Below are 17,017 nucleotides of genomic sequence, written 5' to 3'. Positions count from 1 at the left end.
CCGCCATGGCTGTTCCCGAGATCAGCGAGCAGGAGTTCGAGCGCGAGGTGCTCCGCAGCGAGTTGCCCGTGCTCATTGATTTCACCTCCACCCGGAGCACGCAGTGCAGAGCGGTCGCGCCGGAGGTCGACGCCATCGCGCGCGAGCTCGAAGGCAAGGCCAAGGTGGTCAAGGTCGACATCGACCGGTCGAAGCGCATCGCCGCCACGCTGCGCATCCAGGCCGTCCCGACGTTCATGGTCTTTCACCGGGGCCGCCCGGTGGCCGCCGAGCAGGGCCCCATCGACCGCAAGCAGCTCCGCGAGCTGCTCGATCCGTTCCTGCCGCGCGCCGAGGGCGCCATCCGGGCGGCCGAGCTGGCGCAGCTGATCCGCGAGGGCCAGGTGGTCGCCGTCGACACGCGCGAGGGCCCCGCGTACGGCCGCGCCCACATCCCCGGCGCGGTGCACCTCCCGCTGGACGAGATCGAGGGGCGGCTGGCCGAGCTCCACATGCTCCCGGGCGCGCCGGTCCTCTACTGTCGCGCGGGCGACAGGTCGAAGGAGATGGCCTCGAAGCTCGCGGAGGAGGGCGTCCCGGTCGCGTTCCTCGAGGGCGGCTTTCTCTCGTGGGAAGCCGAGGCGCTGCCGATCGAGCGCCCCGACTGATCCCTCCCGCGCGCTCGGCGCCGCGCGTCGAGCGCGCGGCGCCGTGACGCGATCAGCGATGTCCGACGTCAGCTCTTGGCGGCCGAGAGCGCCGCCGAGACGACCTCGCGCACGGGCACGCCGTGCGTCCTCGCCGCCGCGGCGCAGTCGTCGAACTCCGGCTTGATCTGCGGCGGCCCGAACGGCCCCTCGCTGATCTTCACCCGGATCGCGCCGTACGCGGTCTTCACCGTCGTGATCCGCCGCGGGCGCTCCGTGCGCGCGACAGGGATCTTCCGGAGCCCGATGCTGGTCGTCTCGCGCAGGAGCGCCGTCGCGACGGCGTCCGCCTGCGGGGCGGCGGCGAGCGCCGCGATCGTCAGCGCGGGGCGGCCCTTCTTCATCGTGATCGGCGCCGCCCACGCGTCGAGCGCGCCTGCCGCGAGCAGCGCCTCGATCGCGTGCCCGGCCACCTCGCCCGTCAGGTCGTCGACGTTCGCCTCCACGATCACGTGCGAGGCGCTGCCGAGGCTCTCCTCCCCGCCCGAGCGCGTCCCGAGGACGACCCGCAGCAGGTTGGGGCGGTCGGGCAGCTCTCGCGTGCCGGCGCCGAAGCCGATCCGGTCGGGCGCGAACGTCGGCCAGCGCTCGAACCGGGTCGCCAGCGTCGCGATGATGGCCGCGCCGGTGGGGGTGACCAGCTCGGCGTCGAGCTCGACGCCGTAGGTAGGGACGCCGCGGAGGCACGCGACCGCGGCGGGCGGCGGCAGCGGGAGGATCCCGTGCCGCGCCTTCACGAACCCGCGCCCCATCGGCAGCGGCGAGCCGACGACCTCCGCCCCGATGTGCACGATGGCCGCGGCGGCGCCCACGATGTCGACGATCGCGTCGACGGCGCCGACCTCGTGGAAGTGCACGTCCTCCAGGCGGATCCGGTGGACGGCGGCCTCGGCCTCGCCGAGGCGCCGGAAGATCCGGCGCGCCAGCGCGGCGACGGGCGGGTCGAGCGGCGCCGCGGCGAGCATGGCGTCGATGGACCCGTAGGTGCGCTCCGGCTGGGGCGCCTCGACGTGCACGTCGAACGAGGTCGCCACGATGCCGCTCCGATGGGCGTGCCCGCGGTGGAGGTGGAAGCCGTCGAGGGGTAGCGCGGCGACGGCGCGCTCGATCACGAGGAGCGGCACCCCGAGGTCGAGCAGCGCCGCGATGGTCATGTCGCCCGCGATGCCGCTGAACGCATCGAAGAACAGGATCTTGCCTGCGCCCGCGCCTTCTTCGAGGAGCGGCGCGCGCGGGTGGTCGTGCGCCTGCGCATGCTCGTGCGGGTGGTCGTGGCCGTGCCCGTGCTCGTGCTCATGGCCGTGCCCGTGCTCATGGCCGTGCTCATGGCCGTGCTCGTGGCCGTGCCCGTGCTCGTGGCCGTGCCCGTGCTCGTGGCCGTGCCCGTGCTCGTGGCCGTGCCCGTGCCCGTGCTCGTGGCCGTGCCCGTGCTCGTGGCCGTGCCCGTGCGGGTGGTCGTGGCCGTGCTCGTGCTCGTGTCCCATGTCTCGCCTGCTCCGTTCAGCGGGCGTCGGCGCGTCGCGACGCTCCCGCGGTCGCGCTCGTCCTGCGCTCACTCCTTCGGCAACATGCGATGGACCACCATCGCCGCGCCGAAGCCGCTGTCGATGTTGACCACGGCGACGCCGGAAGCGCACGACGTGAGCATGCCGAAGAGCGCGGTGAAGCCGCCCAGCGCCGCGCCGTAGCCGATCGACGTCGGGACCGCGATGACCGGCGCCGCCACGAGCCCGCCGACCACGCTCGGCAGCGCGCCCTCCATGCCCGCGACGACGATCACGGCCGACGCCTTGCGCAGCTCCTCGACGCGATGGAGGAAGCGATGCAGCCCCGCGACCCCCACGTCGTACAGCCGCTTCGGCTCGAGCCCCACAGCCCGCAGCGTCTCGATGGCCTCCTCGGCGACCGGCAGATCGCTCGTGCCCGCGGTCACGACGGCGACCGGCCCCGCGGCGCGCTTCGGCGCCGGAGCGACCTCGATGGTGCCGGTCCGCGCGATGGGTACGTAACGAAACGCCGGCAAGAGCGACGCGACGGCCGCCCCCTTCGCGGCGTCGACCCGGGTCACGAGCACGTTCTGCCCGGCCCCCGAGATCTCCTGGGCGATCAGCGCGATCTGCTCGGGCGTCTTCCCTTCGCCGAAGATCACCTCGGGCACGCCTTGCCTCAGCGCGCGGTGGTGATCGACGGTCGCGACACCCAGGTCCCGGAAAGGCAGCCCCCGGAGCGCCTCGAGCGCCTCCTCGATGGCGAGCTCACCAGAACGAACGCGCTCAAGCATCTCCCGGACGAGGCGCGGCTCCATGTGCGCAGCCGCTTAGCGCGGCAGCGCCGCCACCGCAAACCTTCCGCCTCGTCCGCCCGCTGTGGCAGGCGGCGCGTCTCGTGCGCGCCCCGCGCCCGCCCCTCCTGGACGAGGAGACGCGCGCGGCGCAAAGCGCGCGCAAATCGCCCAGGCTCTTTGCGCAGGAGGGGGCGGCGGGGCTACTTTCCGCGCCGCGTGCCCGCCTTCGTCGCTCCCCTCGTCGGCTTTGCTCTCGGCGCGCTGCTCGCCTGGTTCAGCGCCGCAGCCCCTCACCGCCCGGGCGCGCTGCGCGCGGCGGAGCCTCGGCTCGCGCCGGACCCACGCGATCGGCCGCTCGCCCTCGTCATCCTGTTCGCCCTCCTCGTCTTCGCGCCGGTCTGCGCTTACTTCCTCGTCTTCGCGCCGGACTGGAGCTTCGCGTACCTCGTCGACACCCGGCGGATCCCGTCCGCCGTCGACCTCGTGCTGCTCCTCCTCGACGCCGCCTCGGTGCCCGCCGGGTTCGCCGCCGCGCAGCGCTTCGCCGCGAGCGCCGGCGGCAGGCCCACCGCGCAGCGCTCGGTCCGCGCGGTCGCCGTGTTCGCCGGTGCGCCCCTCGCGATCGCCCTCGTCGCCGTCGTCGCCCTGGCCCGGCGCCTCGCGCTCGACGGCACCTACCGCCAGGTCGAGGGCGACTTCGGCGTCCACCCGGTCGCGGGCGGCCCCCTCGGCTACGCGCTCCTCTGGATGCACACGATGCTCGCCGCCGGCTTCGCGGTCACCGTGAGCGCCCTCCTCCGGCGCGAGCCGCCGGTCGGCGGGCAGAAGGCCGAGCCCGCCCGCGCCCCGCGGTCCCGCGCCGTCCCGAGCGAGCCGGCGCCGGTGGTCGATCCGCCCCGGCCCGCCTCCACCCGCCCGCAGCGCCGGCTCGGCCTCGGCAAGGGGGGTCGCTCCAACCGGCCGGACTGAGAGGCCACCCCTCTCAAAGCGGGTCGCCTCACCGCGTTGCCCACCGCGTTTGCCTCACCGCGTTGACGGAGCCACCGCGCTCCAGCACCCTGTCGCCCCATGTCCGAACGAGCCCGCGTGGATCAGCAGATCGAAGAACTGATGGAGCTGGCCGATCAGGTCGTGACGCGCGCCAGGAAGGGCGGCGCCGATGTCGCGGAGGCGATCGCCCGCTCGGGATCCGAGCTCTCCACGAAGGTGCGCCTCGGCGAGCCTGAGCTCGTCGAGGAGGCCGTTCACAAGGGCCTCGGCATGCGGATCATCAAGAAGCAGCGCGTCGCGCTGACCTCGACCTCCGACCTCACGCCCCGCGGCATCGATCGTTTCGTGGCGGACGCGCTGGAGCTCGCTGACATCTCCCAGGAGGACGAGTTCGCCGGCCCCGCCGATCCCGAGCTCATCGCCAAGGGTCCCTTCCCCGCGCTCGACCTCTACGACCCTTCCGGCGGGGGCGTCACGGCCGCGCAGGCCATCGACATCGCGCGCCGCGGCGAGCAGGCCGCGCGCGACGCCGATCCTCGCATCACGAACAGCGACGGCGCGACGTTCTCGCGGACCGCGAGCGCCTTCGCCCTCGTCCTTTCCGGCGGCTTCCGCGGCGGATATGCCGGCTCGTACGCGTCGCTCGTGGTCTCGCCGGTCGCCGACGACACCGGCGACAAGAAGCGCCGCGGCTTCTACTTCAGCGCCCGGCGCTACCTCGCCGACCTCGACGCCCCGGACGCCGTGGGCCGCGAGGCAGCCCGCCGGACGCTGCGCAAGCTCGGCGCCCGCAAGGTCGCGACCTGCGAGGCGCCGGTCGTCTTCGACCCGGACGTCGCCCGCTCGATGCTGGGGCTGCTCGGTTCCTGCCTCATGGGCAGCTCGATCTGGCGCAAGTCGAGCTACCTCGTCGGCCGCGAGGGGACGCGCGTCGCCAGCGATCTCATCACGGTGGTCGACGATCCGCTGATCCCGCGCGCGCCCGGCTCGCGCCCGTTCGACGGCGAGGGCCTCCTGGCGCGGCGCAACGTCGTGGTCGAGCAGGGCATCCTGAAGACCTACCTGTGCGACAGCTACAGCGGCCGGAAGCTCAAGCGCCCGCCGACCGGCAGCGCCTCGCGCGGGGCGGGCGGCGGCGTGGGCCCGTCGACGTCCAACTTCATCCTCCAGCCCACCTCCACCCCCGCGGAGGAGATCGTGCGCTCGACGCCGCGCGGGCTGTACGTCACCGAGATGATGGGCTTCGGCTTCAACGCCGTGACCGGCGACTTCTCCCGGGGCGCGTCCGGCTTCTGGATCGAGAACGGCCAGCTGACGCACCCCGTCAGCGAGGTCACGATCTCGCTGAACCTCGACGAGCTCCTCCAGCGGATCGACGCCGTCGGCGACGATCTGGATCTCCGGACGGCAACGGCGGCCCCGACGTTCCGGGTCTCCGCCATGACCATCGCGGGAAGCTGAATCGCTTCCTTCCGAGGAGCCTGCGCCCCTCGATCTCACGCATTTCCAGGAAAATCAGATCCGGACTCGACAGCGGGCTGAGAGCGACCGGTGAACCGGCCCCAGGTTGCGCTGCGGGAGGGGGGGACTCCGTCCGCAGCCGGTCGCTCTGCAGTGCTGCGGCTCCTGGCGGGGCGCCGGACAGCCGCCCGCGGCCGCCCGGCGCCCGACCTCTCGGCCGGGCGCAGGACGGCCGCGGCCCTCGCTCAGCGCGAGGACCCGCCAGCGGCCAGGCTGCGCGGCGGCTCCTCCGAGGCCGCGCCGGCGGTCGCCTGGAGGGGCGTCCCTGTCTGCGCGGCCGCTTCAGGCACGAGGAAGGCCTTCAGCTGCTGCGCGTCGTTGCGCCCGATCCGGCCCACGAACGAGGGCAGGCTGATGGGCTCGTCCGACAGGGCGACGAACGTCCCCTGCGAGTTCGCTCGATGGAGCGCCTCGAAGAGGGAGGTGGCGTCCACGTCACCGGACACCGCCCGTACGTCGACGATGTACACATCCGCGGGGTCGGCCCCCGCGTAGATCAGCGCGTCATAGGGGTGGCTCGCGTGCCGTATGGGCACACCTTCCCCGAGCGACCGCGCCACGTGGGTCATCGAGTCCTTCGTGCCGATGACCATCATCGACTTGGAGGTCGCCTTCGCGAGCTCCCGGGGCACCGAATAGCCCCATGCGCGGAGGAACTCGGCCACGTCCGCCGCCTTGAAGCGCAAGTGTCTCCCTGGCGTACGGAAATGGGCAATCCTCCCCCGATCTACCCAGTTATGGATTGTCTTCAAGTCGACCTCGCACAAGGCCGCGAGGTCGGATGCCGTCAACAGCTTTTCACGAACACCAGCCATCGCCGAACTCCACGCGAAAGGCACCTGCCGCACAGCTCGCGTTCACAGCGCGGCAGCGTCTCCTCAGGTGGCGGCCCCCCCCACCCGTCTGTTTACTCGATTGAAACCTAGCTCTCACAGACGGGCCCGTCACCCGCTTTGCTCGAATTTTCTCGGCCCCTTAGAGAGAACGCCCCGCGCGGAGGCAGACTCCCCATGCTTCAGGGGATCTCCTGGTTCATTATGTTCACGCGTCCGGGTGTAGGCCAGAGGGTCACGAAGGAGCCAGCCGATCCATCGGGAGCGCGGGGCCTTACACGAGCCAGGCTCATCCCCGCTCTGGGCTCCGGCGAAGCGGGCGACCTGGACACGACTGCACCTCCTCCGTCCTTCAATTTGAGCGGTTCTCCCGAGTTCGACAGCCCATGGCTGCCAAGTTTTGGCACGCGGAGCAGCAGCGTCTCGGGAGGAGCCGGAGGATCGAGCTCATCCTCACTGACGTAGCCCTCGTTGACGACCAGCGCGTAAGCGCCGGCTTCCAGGGAAATGGAGGGCAATTCCGTCTCTCCGCCCACATCGGCGAGCACATACCCTGTAAGCTCAGCTGTGACCTCACCATCGTTGTAGAGCTCGACCCACTCCTGAGCCGGCTCGGCCCCTACCGGGTTTGCCAGCACCTCGTTGATGATGACGTGGGGCATGGGCGCGCGCGTCATGGCTGAGAGCGTCCGTCGCTCCACCCGTCCGGCGTTATCGATGATGGCCACGGTGAGCTCCACGGGCGTGAGGGGCGGCACGGGCGCGAGGACGAACGGCTCGCCGGGCGCCAGCGCGAGGACCTCATCGAGCCCCGCCCCCGCGACCGCCCAGAGCAGCGGCGCGGCCGCCGAACGGACGAGAATCCGATCGTCGGCGACCTGAGCGCAGCCCGGTCCCAGGGGCACTTCGTCCAGCGCGCACGTCACGGCGACGGCAGGGAGAGGACCCGATTCCAGCGCAAACGGTCGTGGATCGAGGCTCACGCTCTCCGGCTCACCCGCGAGGGCGACGGGCGGGCCGACGAGGCGCAGATCGTCCGCCTGCATCGGTACGGTGGGCGCCGGCTCGCCCTCGAAGCGCAGGCAGTGCGCGCCGATGCCATCGACGGCGCCGCGGCGCAGCTCGCCCGCCGGGCCGCCCGGGGCGAGCTGCGCCGGAGCGACCATCTCCGGGAGGGGCGCATCGCCGCACCAGACGCCGAACGTGAGGCTCGCCCCGGCGTCGAGCGGGGGCCAGAGCCGCGGGAGCACAGGCGGCGAGCCCTCCGCGGCGATCTGGATGTGGTGCGAGAAGGAGGGGCTGCCGCTCGCCACGGCGTAGGTCTCCCCGGGCGCGAGCGGGGCGAGCGGCGCCACGGTCAGCCAGAGGTCTCCCGAGGGTGTGTCGTTCAGCCAGGCGATCGAGGGGACCACGCGCTCCGAGAGCGCCTTCGACAGCTCGCCTTGCTCGATCTGCCGGACGTGCGCCGCGCCGATCTTCCCGTGGATGATCAGCGCGCGCGCTGGATCGACGCTCGCGGCAGAGGCGCCCGGGAGGCGCACCCGCAGCCGCAGCACCGGGGGCGCTGCGTCCGGGGGCGCGGCGGGCTCGATCTCGAGCTCGGGGGCTGCGTCCGTTTCGCCGGCGGTCTCGGTGACCTCGGCTTCATCGAGCTCATCGAGGTGAGCGGGAACCGCGAGCTCTGGCGCGCAGGAAAGGGGGCAGGCCACGAGCGGCGCGAGCGCGAGCGGCAGGGTGTAGCGGGCGCAGGGCGTGCACGAGGGGCGGGTCAGGCGACGATGGGTCATGACGCCGAGTTCGGCGGGAGCTCGCTGCCGGTTGCCCCGACGTCGCTTTTTTTTTCGAGGCCGCTACCCTCGCCTCGCATGGCCCCCGAGGACATCAAGAAGCTCCGGCAGGAGCTTGGCTGTACCGCCCGCGAGCTCGCCGGAGCGCTGGGTATCGAGCAGGAGACGGTGCTCGCATGGGAGCACGGCGACCTCTTCCCGACGAAGCGCTTCGTCGGGATGATGGAGGAGCTGCGGCGCAAAGGTCCGGAGGCGATCCCCCGGAAGAAGAGGCGGCAGGCGAACGTCTCGCCGCTCCAGGTGCTCGCCGACCCCGAGCTCTGGCGGCTCTTCCGCAAGCTCCTCTCCCACCCGGAGCTCAGGAGCGCGGCGCTGAAGCTGGCAGAGGCTTATCCGGATCCGGCGGACGCTCCACCGTCGTGAGCGGCGAGATGAGCGACGGGCCGACGCGCTCGAAGGTCAGAGGGAGGTGACGGCTCAGTCGTCTTCGTCTTCGTCTTCGTCGTCCTCGTCATCCTCATCGTCTTCGTCGTCTTCTTCGTCCTCGTCTTCGTCTTCGTCGTCGCCCTCTTCGTCCTCGTCCTCTTCGCCCTCCTCGTCGTCCTCGTCTTCGTCCTCGTCCTCTTCGCCCTCCTCGTCTTCGTCTTCGTCGTCGCCCTCTTCGTCCTCGTCTTCGTCGTCGCCCTCTTCGTCCTCGTCCTCGTCCTCTTCGTCGTCCTCGTCGTCCTCGTCCTCGTCGCTCTCTGCGTGACGCACTTCGTCGTACCCGAAATCGCTCTCGTGTCCGACGGCGACCTTCGCGCCAGGCTCAGCATCCACCCCAGAAACCGGACTCTCCACACGCACCTCGTCTTCCATGGCTTCCATCGCAGCATCTCCCTCCCGCGGCGCAATAGGCGACACGCCGACGTCTTCCGGTAGGCTCTCCCCCGCGCTGGCGACGCTCGTTCGGATCGCTCCCTCCGCGCCGGCGAAGCTCTCCTGTTCCGATGTCGCCGCCGCCCCCTCGGGCGGCTCCTCGCCGAGCTCGCGCTCGTAGGCGCGGCGCGACTCCTCGGTCAGCTCGGTGAACTCGCGCAGGGTCGGCAGCTCGCCGAGCGCCTTCAGGCCGAAGAACTCGAGGAACTGCGCCGTCGTGCCGTACAGCATCGGGCGCCCCGGCTCGTCCTTCTTGCCCAGGATCCTCACGAGATCGCGCTCCAGGAGCGACTTGAGCGCGGCGCCGGAGTCGACGCCGCGGATCTCGTCGATCTCGGGCCGCGTGATCGGCTGCCGGTAAGCCACGATCGCGAGCGTCTCGGTCTGGGCGCGGGACATCTTGACCGGCTTCTGATCGGTCACCTCGCGAACGAAGGGCGCGAACGCGGGGCTCGTTCGAAATACATACCCGCCGGCGATCTCGTCCAGGCGGAACCCTCGCCCATCGTACTCCGCGACGAGCTCGGCCAGCAGCTCTCGCACGACGCGGTGCTCTGCGTTCGCCGAGCGCGCGAGCTCGCGGGCCGGCACGGGTCGCTCCGCCACGAAGATGAGCGCCTCCAGGACGCCCTTCAGGTGCTTGCGCGCGACCGCGGAGAGCCCCGGCGCCGCGGTCGCGCTCCGGACCGGGCCAGCGGCGCGCCGCGCCGGGTCGCCGAGCTGGGCCCATGCGACGGCGCGGAAGCGCGCGGCCGGATCCTGCCGTGCCCCCTTCGGCGCACGCGGCTCCTTCTTCGCCGCCCGCCCCCGCTTCGCTCCGCCAAGCCATGCGTGCGCCGCCGCCCTCAGCCGCGCTGGCGTGCCTTGTCCTCTCGCCCTCGCCGGCGCGCCCTGCCCTGCCACCTTCGGCGCGCGCGGCTCCTTCTTCGCCTCTCGCGCCCGCTTCGCGCCGCCGAGCCACGCGTGCGCCGCCGCCCTCAGCCGCGCTGGCGTGCCCTGTCCTCTCGCCTTCGCCGGCGCGCCCTGCCCTGCCACCTTCGGCGCGCGCGGCTCCTTCTTCGCCGCCCGCGGCCGCTTCGCTCCGCCGAGCCACGCGTGCGCCGCCGCCCTCAGCCGCGCTGGCGTGCCCTGTCCTCTCGCCTTCGCCGGCGCGCCCTGTCCTGCCGTCTTCGGCGCGCGCGGCTCCTTCTTCGCCTCTCGCGCTCGCTTCGTTCCGCCCAGCCACGCGTGCGCCGCCGCCCTCAGCCGCGCCGGCGCGCCCTGTCCCGTTGTCTTCGATCCGCGCCGCCGCTTCCCCGCGGCATCAGCCACCGTCACGGCCACTCCCTGCGTCTACCTCATCCACGCCTGTCGGCGGCGCCGCGACGCCGTCCGAGTCCGGCGGGTCGCTCGCGTGCGCGACCGGATCGCGGCGCATCCCGTCCAGAGCGGCGCTGGCATCTGCCTCGACCGCTGGCTCGACGTCGGCGACGTCGCCCGCGTTGCTCGTCTCTTCCGCAGGCTCAGCGCGCTCCGGAGGCGCCGGTTCGTCGCTCGGCTCCTCGGCTGGCCAGGCAAGCTCCGGCTCCGCCGGCTCGACGCTCTCCTCCGCGGGGGACTCCAGCGCAGCGAGCGTCGCAGGCTCCTCGCTCGGCTCCTCGGCTGGCCAGGCAAGCTCCGGCTCCGCCGGCTCGACGCTCTCCTCCGCTGCGGCCTCCACGACCTCGAGTTCCGCAGGCTCCTCGCTCGGCTCCTCGGCTGGCCCGGCAACCTCCGGCTCCGCCAGCTCGACGCTCTCCTCCGCGGGGGACTCCAGCGCAGCGAGCGTCGCAGGCTCCTCGCTCGGTTTCTCGGCTGGCCAGGCAAGCTCCGGCTCCGCCGGCTCGACGCTCTCCTCCGCGGGGGACTCCAGCGCAGCGAGCGTCGCAGGCTCCTCGCTCGGTTTCTCGGCTGACCAGGCAAGCTCCGGCTCCGCCAGCTCGACGCTCTCCTCCGCGGGAGACTCCAGCGCAGCGAGCGTCGCAGGCTCCTCGCTCGGTTTCTCGGCTGGCCCGGCAACCTCCGGCTCCGCCGGCTCGACGCTCTCCTCCGCTGCGGCCTCCACGACCTCGAGTTCCGCAGGCTCCTCGGCTGGCCCGGCAAGCTCCGGCTCCGCCGGCTCGACGCTCTCCTCCGCTGCGGCCTCCACGACCTCGAGTTCCGCAGGCTCCTCGCTCGGCTCCTCGGCTGGCCCGGCAACCTCCGGCTCCGCCGGCCCGACGCTCTCCTCCGTGATGGCCTCCACGACCTCGGCGGGCTCCGCAGGCTCCTCGCTCGGCTCCTCGGCTGGCCCGGCAACCTCCGGCTCCGCCGGCCCGACGCTCTCCTCCGTGATGGCCTCCACGACCTCGGCGGGCTCCGCAGGCTCCTCGCTCGGTTTCTCGGCTGGCCCGGCAAGCTCCGGCTCCACCAGCTCGACGCCCTCCTCCGCTGCGGCCTCCACGATCTCGAGCTCCGCCGCCTCCGCAACCGAAAGCTCCACCGTCTCGAGCTCCGCCTCCTCCGCAACCTCCGCCCGCGCCGGCTCGCCGTCCTCCGCCTCCGGTGCCGCTCCCTCGCCGGCAGGCGGCGCTCCTGCCGCCTCGCTCCCGGCCGCCTCGATCCGCTCCGCCGCGGGCGCGCCGTCCTCGGTCTCGAAATCCGGCGGGGGCGCGCCGTCCGCCACCGAGAGCTGGATGTGGATCGGCGCCAGCGGGTCCGTCTGGTGGACCCGGATCAGCCTCAGCTTGCACATCTCGAGCACGGCCAGGAACGTGATCACGACCTCGAAGCGAGGGATGACGCCCCCCTTCGAGACGCTGTCCAGCAGCAGATCCTCGAAGCGCATCGCCCGCCGCGCCGAGAGCTTCTCCGTGAGCTCCACGATGCGATCCGTGATGCTGATGCGATCGAAGACGACCTCGTGATCGATCTGGACGTTCGTCCGCTTCAGCACCCGCTCGAACGCGTCCAGCAGACCGAAGATCGTCGTCGACGCGAACGGGGCCGGCCCCTTGGGCACCTCGCTCTCGCTCATGCCGCGCGTGAACACGTCGCGCCCCAGCGTGCCGCGCTCGGCCAGATCGGCCGCGGCGACCTTGTACTTCTGGTACTCCAGGAGCCGCCGGACGAGCTCCGCGCGCGGATCCTCTTCCTCGCCGGGCATCCCGTCGTCGTCCTGCCCCGCAGGCACGCTCGGCAGCAGCATCTTCGACTTGATGTGCGCCAGCGTCGCCGCCATCACGAGGTACTCGCTCGCGAGATCGATCGACAGCGAGCGCATGATCTTCAGGTACTCGAGGTACTTCTCCGTGACGAAGCTCACGGGGATGTCGAGGATGTCGAGCTCGTGCTGCTGGATGAGGTGCAGCAGCAGGTCGAGCGGCCCCTCGAACGTGGGGAGCGTGACGACGTACTCGCCCTCGCGCGGCCCCGCCTCCGCGCCCTCGCGGGCCGCCGGGGCGACCTCGCGGGCCGGGGAGGCCGCCTCGCGGGCCAGCGCGGCGGCCCCGCCGGACCGCGAGGCCGCGCCCCCGCGGGCGGCGGGCGCAGGAGCAGCGCCCGCGTTGCCGCGCCCTTTGCCGCCGCGCGCCCTTGCCGCGCCCGCCTTGGAACCGCTCACGCGGCGACCGTAATCGCAAGGCGCCGGTCGGTCCACGCCCGAGCGCCCCCCGGCGGCGCCACCGGCGGAAACGCCGCTCCACCCGACAATTTATGGCGAGAGCGGTGCTAGCATCAGCGCTGTCGATGAAGCCGTCCCCCGCGAAGAGCTGCCCCTCGTGCGGTGAGCGCTACGACGCGGGCGTGCTCTATTGCCCGCGCGACGGCACCCCGCTCGCGAGCTCGCGCAAGAGCCCCTCCTCCGCCGCCGTCGAGCGCGACCCCTACGTGGGCCTCACGCTCGGCGGGCAGATCCAGGTCCGCCACCTCATCGGCATCGGCTCGATGGGCCGCGTCTACCGCGCCTTCCAGGCGGGGATCGAGCGCGACGTCGCCGTCAAGATCCTCCACCGCGAGCTGAGCACCAACGCCGAGCTCGTGACCCGCTTCCACCGCGAGGCCAGGATCGCGAGCCGGCTCGTCCACCCGAACGTCGTCCAGGTGCTGATGACAGGGAGCGTCTCCTCCACGGACGACCCCCGGATCGGCGGCGAGCTCTACCTCGTCATGGAGCACCTCGACGGCCTCTCGCTCCTCTCCGCGCTCGCAGCGGCGGGCGCGGGCGGCGAGAGCGAGGCGCTCCCGCTGCCGCGGGCGCTCCACATCATCCTCCAGGTCTGCGACGCCGTGGGCGAGGCACACGCGCAGGGCATCGTCCACCGGGACCTCAAGCCCGAGAACATCATGCTCGTCCGCCGCGGCGAGGACCCGGACTACGTGAAGGTGCTGGACTTCGGCATCGCCCGCCTCGACTGGGCCGACAAGGCCATGACCACGCAGGCCGGGCTCATCTTCGGCACCGCCAAGTACATCTCGCCCGAGGGTGCCGAGGGGCAGCGCGTCGGCCCGCCGGCGGACGTCTACTCGATCGCGACGATGCTCTACCAGTGCCTCGCCGGGCGCGCGCCGTTCGAGGGCGACTCGCCGGTCGCGCTGCTCGTCCAGCACACGCACGCCCCGCCGGCGGAGCTGCGCAGCATCGCGCGCTCGAGCTACGTGCCCGCGCCCATCGCCCAGGTCGTGATGCAGAACCTCGCCAAGAGGCCCTGCGACCGGGCCCCCGACGCGCGCGCCCTCGGCCGCGACCTCGCCCTCGCCGTGCGCGCGAGCGGCCTCGACCCGGACGAGATCGCCGCTCAGCCCGGGCTCCTGCGCGCCAGCGCGGTCATGAAGCTGGCCTCGAAATCGCGCACCAAGTCGCTCGACCTCTCCCCCGCCCTCGCCGCCCAGATCGGCGGCATCCCCGCGCCCACGCTGGAGAGCGCGCACCTCAGCGATCTCGATCCGCTCCGGACGCCGGTCGAGGCAGAGCGGTACGGGACCCCGGCGCCGCACCGGCCCGACGAGGAGCGCGCCTCGTCCAGCGGCGCCGAGCGCTCGTCGAGGGCGAGCGGCGTGGAGCGCTCGTCGTTCGACAGCGCCGAGCGCTCGTCGAGAGCGAGCGGCGTGGAGCGCTCGTCGTTCAGCGGGATGGAACGCGCTTCCTTCGGCAGCGACGAGCGCTCGTCCTTCGGCAGCGCCGAGCGCGCCTCCCACAGCGGCGCCGAGCGCGCCTCCCACAGCGGCGCCGAGCGCGCCAGCGGCACCCAGCGCTCGTCCTTCAGCGGCGCGGCGTCGTCCTGGCCCACCCCCGCGGCGGAAGAGCCGGCGCGCACCGCGATCGGCCTCGGCATCGACCCCGCGCACGACGCTGCGCCCGCGCCCTCGACCATGCAGGGCGTCGAGTCCGCCGCGCGGCCGCTCCCCCGCCGCGCCGTGATCGCCCGCGCCGCCGCCCTCCTCGCGTGCGCCGGCGCGGTGGGGATCGTCGCGTTCGTCGGCGGGCGGCACCTCGGCGCCTTCGGGGGGCCGGCCGCGAGCGACTCCATCGAGGCGCACATCGAGCGCGCGCGCGACTGCATGGGCAGGCACGCGTGGGACGCTCCGCCCGGCGAGAACGTGAGGGACATCCTCTCGCTCGCGCTCGCGCGGTGGCCCGGGGACGCGCGGCTCACCGCGCTCCGCCGCGAGTCGTCCGAGCGCATCGTCACCGACGCCCTCGGGCGGAAGTACGCCGGCGACAGGGCCGGCGCGATCCGGCTGGCGAAGCTCGCGATCGAGCTGCACCCGGAGCTCACCACCGCCCAGCACCTCGTCGTCGAGCTCTCGGGCAGCCCGCCGGGCACCGCCCCGGAGCCGCCGCCCCAGGTCTCCCCCGAGAGCTCCGCGCCCCCGACCGCAGGCCCCGGCCGCAGGCCGCCGCGTCGCCCCGGGTCGCCCGAGGGCCGCGCCACGCCCACCGGCGAGCCGCCGGCGCCCGCGCCGCCCGCGCCGCCCGCGCCCAGAAACGCGCCAGCCTCGCCGGCGCTGGCCGGCGGCGGCGCGGGCGCGACCCCGAGGCCCGGCGCCGCTCCGCCGCCGGCCAGCGCCGGGCCCGCGCCGGCCTTGCCTCCCTCGCCGCCGCCGCTGCCTGCCGATTCCCTCTCGCCGCTCCCCTCTTCAACGGGTCCGTGGCTATAATCCATCGAAGGTGAATCCAGGCCGTTGGTACCCCACGTCGCGAGCGCCCACCAACGTCCGCGCTGGGGAGGGCCGTCGCGCGTCACCGCCGCACCGACGGCGAGCGCGCCCTGCGCGCGGCGCCGCGGTTGGCGCGTGCGGCGCCGCGCTCACCCTGCTCCTGCTCGCGGCCCCCGGCCGCGCCGACGAGAGCAGGGCCGCGCGCCGTGCCGCCGCCGCGCGCGAGCAGGACTTCCCCTACACCATGGTCGAGGTGAGCGGCGGCGTGATGACGCTCCCCGGCGCTGACGTCTGCCCCATCTCGGGGTCGCCAGAGACCTGCGAGCGCGGCGAGACCAGCGTCTCCTTGGGCATCCACAACCTCTACCGCTGGGGCGACATCGGCTTCGGCGCGGGCATCTTCTGGGCGGCGACGCTGAGCTCCGAGGCCGCGCGCGGCGCCGCCTCCCTCGAGCGCGATCACTCGCGCCGCTACTTCATGCTCGACGGGGTGTTCCGGTACTACGGCATCCGCACGGACACCTGGGAGGGGTGGGCGGGGGTGACGATCGGCGGCGTCGTCGTCAACGACTCCTGGTCGGTCGAGGAAGACCGCAACCCGTACTCGGACGCAGCTTACGTCGGGCCCAGGGCAGCGACGATCGGCACGGAGGGGGTCGCCGCGGGGCTCGCGGTCGGCGGCGAGTGGACCTTCGCCGACAACTGGAGCCTCGGGGGCCACCTCCGCTACTCGAGCTGGTTCCTCCCGGAGCAGCGCAAGGTCTCGCCGACAGGCGATCGCGCCTCGCTCTCCGAGCGCGTCGACATGTTCAACATCGGCGTCCTGATCGCTTACCGCGTCGCGCTCTGACGCCGCGGCCACGCGGCGACTGGGGACCAGCGCCGCGCTCGCGCGCGCCCCGCGCGGCAGTTGACGCGACATCGCCAGGTCTGTACGCCTCGTCGGCCGTACCCACCCCGCGAGGAGCCACGATGCCGCTGAATCTCTCGAAGGTCGGCCACACGACCCAGCCGAGCGCCTTCACCATCAACTGGAAGACCCTGGCCACCTACGCGCTCGGCATCGGCGCCAGGCGCGAGGAGCTCGAGTACCTCTACGAGGGCGCGCCGGGGGGCATGAAGGTCTACCCGACGTTCGGCGTCATCCCGACCCAGGGCACCGTGTTCGAGGCGCTCGAGGCCGTCGGGGCCGAGCTGCCGCTCATCGTGCACGGCGGCCAGACGCTCCGGGTCCACCGCCCGCTCCCGACGAGCGGGACGCTGTTCACGACCGCGACCCTGGCAGCCGTCTACGACCTCAAGAAGTTCGCGCAGGTGATCGTCGAGACGAAGACCACGCTCGAGGACCAGCCGCTCTTCGACACGGTGTGGTCGATCATCGTGCGCGGCGTGGGCGGGTTCGGCGGGCCGCGCCCCCCGCACAACGAGTCGGAGGCCCCGGTGCCCAAGGACCGCGAGCCCGACTGGGTGATCGAGCAGGCGACCACGTCGGAGCAGGCGCTGCTCTACCGGCTCTCGGGCGACGAGAACCCGCTCCACGCCGACCCCGAGGTCGCGGCCAAGGCGGGCTTCGCCCAGGGTCCCATCCTGCACGGCCTCTGCACGTACGGCTTCGCGGCGCGCGCGATCATCCAGGGCGCGGCCGGCGGCGACGCGAGCCGGCTGCGGGCCTACGGCGCGCAGTTCCGCAAGCCGGTGTGGCCCGGCGACACCCTCGTCACGCGCGGCTACGCGCTGGACGGCGGCAAGGTCGCGGTGGTCACGTCGGTCAAGGAGCGGCCGGACCCGGTGCTCACGAGCGCCTGGGCGGAGATCGGCTGACGGCCGGCGCGGGCGCGTGCT

Annotated in this window: 13 protein-coding genes; 7 read left to right on the top strand and 6 right to left on the bottom strand. The window is 73.1% G+C overall.

Translation table 11 applies throughout. The features are described from left to right. Nucleotides 1–5 precede the first annotated feature (5 nt). Nucleotides 6–647, top strand: a complete 642-nt coding sequence (locus WME85_RS12670; RefSeq protein WP_437838024.1) for a thioredoxin domain-containing protein — start codon at nucleotides 6–8, stop codon at nucleotides 645–647. Nucleotides 648–715: 68 nt separating this feature from the next. Here the strand turns inward: WME85_RS12670 and larC are convergent, their stop codons facing one another. Both larC and larB read right to left on the bottom strand, forming a co-directional pair. Then, nucleotides 716–2,170, bottom strand: a complete 1,455-nt coding sequence (larC, locus tag WME85_RS12665; protein WP_437838022.1) for a nickel pincer cofactor biosynthesis protein LarC — start codon at nucleotides 2,168–2,170, stop codon at nucleotides 716–718. A 68-nt stretch (nucleotides 2,171–2,238) separates the two neighbouring features. Further along, nucleotides 2,239–2,991: a nickel pincer cofactor biosynthesis protein LarB gene (gene larB / locus WME85_RS12660; protein ID WP_437625411.1), complete on the bottom strand. Its 753-nt coding sequence runs from the start codon at nucleotides 2,989–2,991 to the stop codon at nucleotides 2,239–2,241. Nucleotides 2,992–3,186: 195 nt separating this feature from the next. On the opposite strand from larB, the gene WME85_RS12655 reads away from it, so the two are divergent. Then, nucleotides 3,187–3,939 carry a hypothetical protein gene (locus WME85_RS12655; RefSeq protein WP_437838020.1) on the top strand — a complete coding sequence of 251 codons (753 nt, stop codon included), beginning with the start codon at nucleotides 3,187–3,189 and terminating at the stop codon, nucleotides 3,937–3,939. 117 nt (nucleotides 3,940–4,056) lie between these two features. After that, nucleotides 4,057–5,421: a TldD/PmbA family protein gene (locus WME85_RS12650; RefSeq protein ID WP_437838018.1), complete on the top strand. Its 1,365-nt coding sequence runs from the start codon at nucleotides 4,057–4,059 to the stop codon at nucleotides 5,419–5,421. A 245-nt stretch (nucleotides 5,422–5,666) separates the two neighbouring features. Here the strand turns inward: WME85_RS12650 and WME85_RS12645 are convergent, their stop codons facing one another. Both WME85_RS12645 and WME85_RS12640 read right to left on the bottom strand, forming a co-directional pair. Further along, on the bottom strand, nucleotides 5,667–6,296 hold the full coding sequence (locus tag WME85_RS12645) for a helix-turn-helix domain-containing protein (protein WP_437838016.1): 630 nt from the start codon (nucleotides 6,294–6,296) through the stop codon (nucleotides 5,667–5,669). A 200-nt stretch (nucleotides 6,297–6,496) separates the two neighbouring features. Next, nucleotides 6,497–8,101 carry a lamin tail domain-containing protein gene (locus WME85_RS12640; protein ID WP_437838015.1) on the bottom strand — a complete coding sequence of 535 codons (1,605 nt, stop codon included), beginning with the start codon at nucleotides 8,099–8,101 and terminating at the stop codon, nucleotides 6,497–6,499. Nucleotides 8,102–8,179: 78 nt separating this feature from the next. Between WME85_RS12640 and WME85_RS12635 the strand changes: the two genes are divergently transcribed. Further along, nucleotides 8,180–8,524 (top strand): helix-turn-helix domain-containing protein, encoded by a 345-nt coding sequence (locus WME85_RS12635; protein ID WP_437838013.1) that lies wholly within the window; start codon nucleotides 8,180–8,182, stop codon nucleotides 8,522–8,524. A 54-nt stretch (nucleotides 8,525–8,578) separates the two neighbouring features. Here the strand turns inward: WME85_RS12635 and scpB are convergent, their stop codons facing one another. Further along, nucleotides 8,579–10,336 (bottom strand): SMC-Scp complex subunit ScpB, encoded by a 1,758-nt coding sequence (scpB, locus tag WME85_RS12630; protein WP_437838011.1) that lies wholly within the window; start codon nucleotides 10,334–10,336, stop codon nucleotides 8,579–8,581. Further along, nucleotides 10,323–12,638 (bottom strand): segregation/condensation protein A, encoded by a 2,316-nt coding sequence (locus WME85_RS12625; protein ID WP_437838009.1) that lies wholly within the window; start codon nucleotides 12,636–12,638, stop codon nucleotides 10,323–10,325. The genes scpB and WME85_RS12625 overlap by 14 nt, the downstream gene beginning before the upstream one ends. Nucleotides 12,639–12,763: 125 nt before the next feature. Here WME85_RS12625 and WME85_RS12620 point away from each other — a divergent pair, with 125 nt between their 5' ends. The 3 genes from WME85_RS12620 (at nucleotide 12,764) to WME85_RS12610 (ending at nucleotide 16,996) form a co-directional block, all read left to right on the top strand. Continuing rightward, nucleotides 12,764–15,175, top strand: a complete 2,412-nt coding sequence (locus tag WME85_RS12620; RefSeq protein WP_437838007.1) for a serine/threonine protein kinase — start codon at nucleotides 12,764–12,766, stop codon at nucleotides 15,173–15,175. 10 nt (nucleotides 15,176–15,185) lie between these two features. Next, nucleotides 15,186–16,025 carry a hypothetical protein gene (locus tag WME85_RS12615; protein ID WP_437838005.1) on the top strand — a complete coding sequence of 280 codons (840 nt, stop codon included), beginning with the start codon at nucleotides 15,186–15,188 and terminating at the stop codon, nucleotides 16,023–16,025. Between the two features lie 122 nt (nucleotides 16,026–16,147). Next, nucleotides 16,148–16,996: a MaoC/PaaZ C-terminal domain-containing protein gene (locus tag WME85_RS12610; protein ID WP_437838003.1), complete on the top strand. Its 849-nt coding sequence runs from the start codon at nucleotides 16,148–16,150 to the stop codon at nucleotides 16,994–16,996. The last annotated feature ends 21 nt before the right edge of the window (nucleotides 16,997–17,017 follow it).

The sequence above is a fragment of the Sorangium sp. So ce1153 genome, from assembly GCF_051521595.1.
Taxonomy (GTDB): Bacteria; Myxococcota_A; Polyangia; order Polyangiales; family Polyangiaceae; genus Sorangium.
This window is presented reverse-complemented; position numbering and strand designations above follow the sequence as displayed.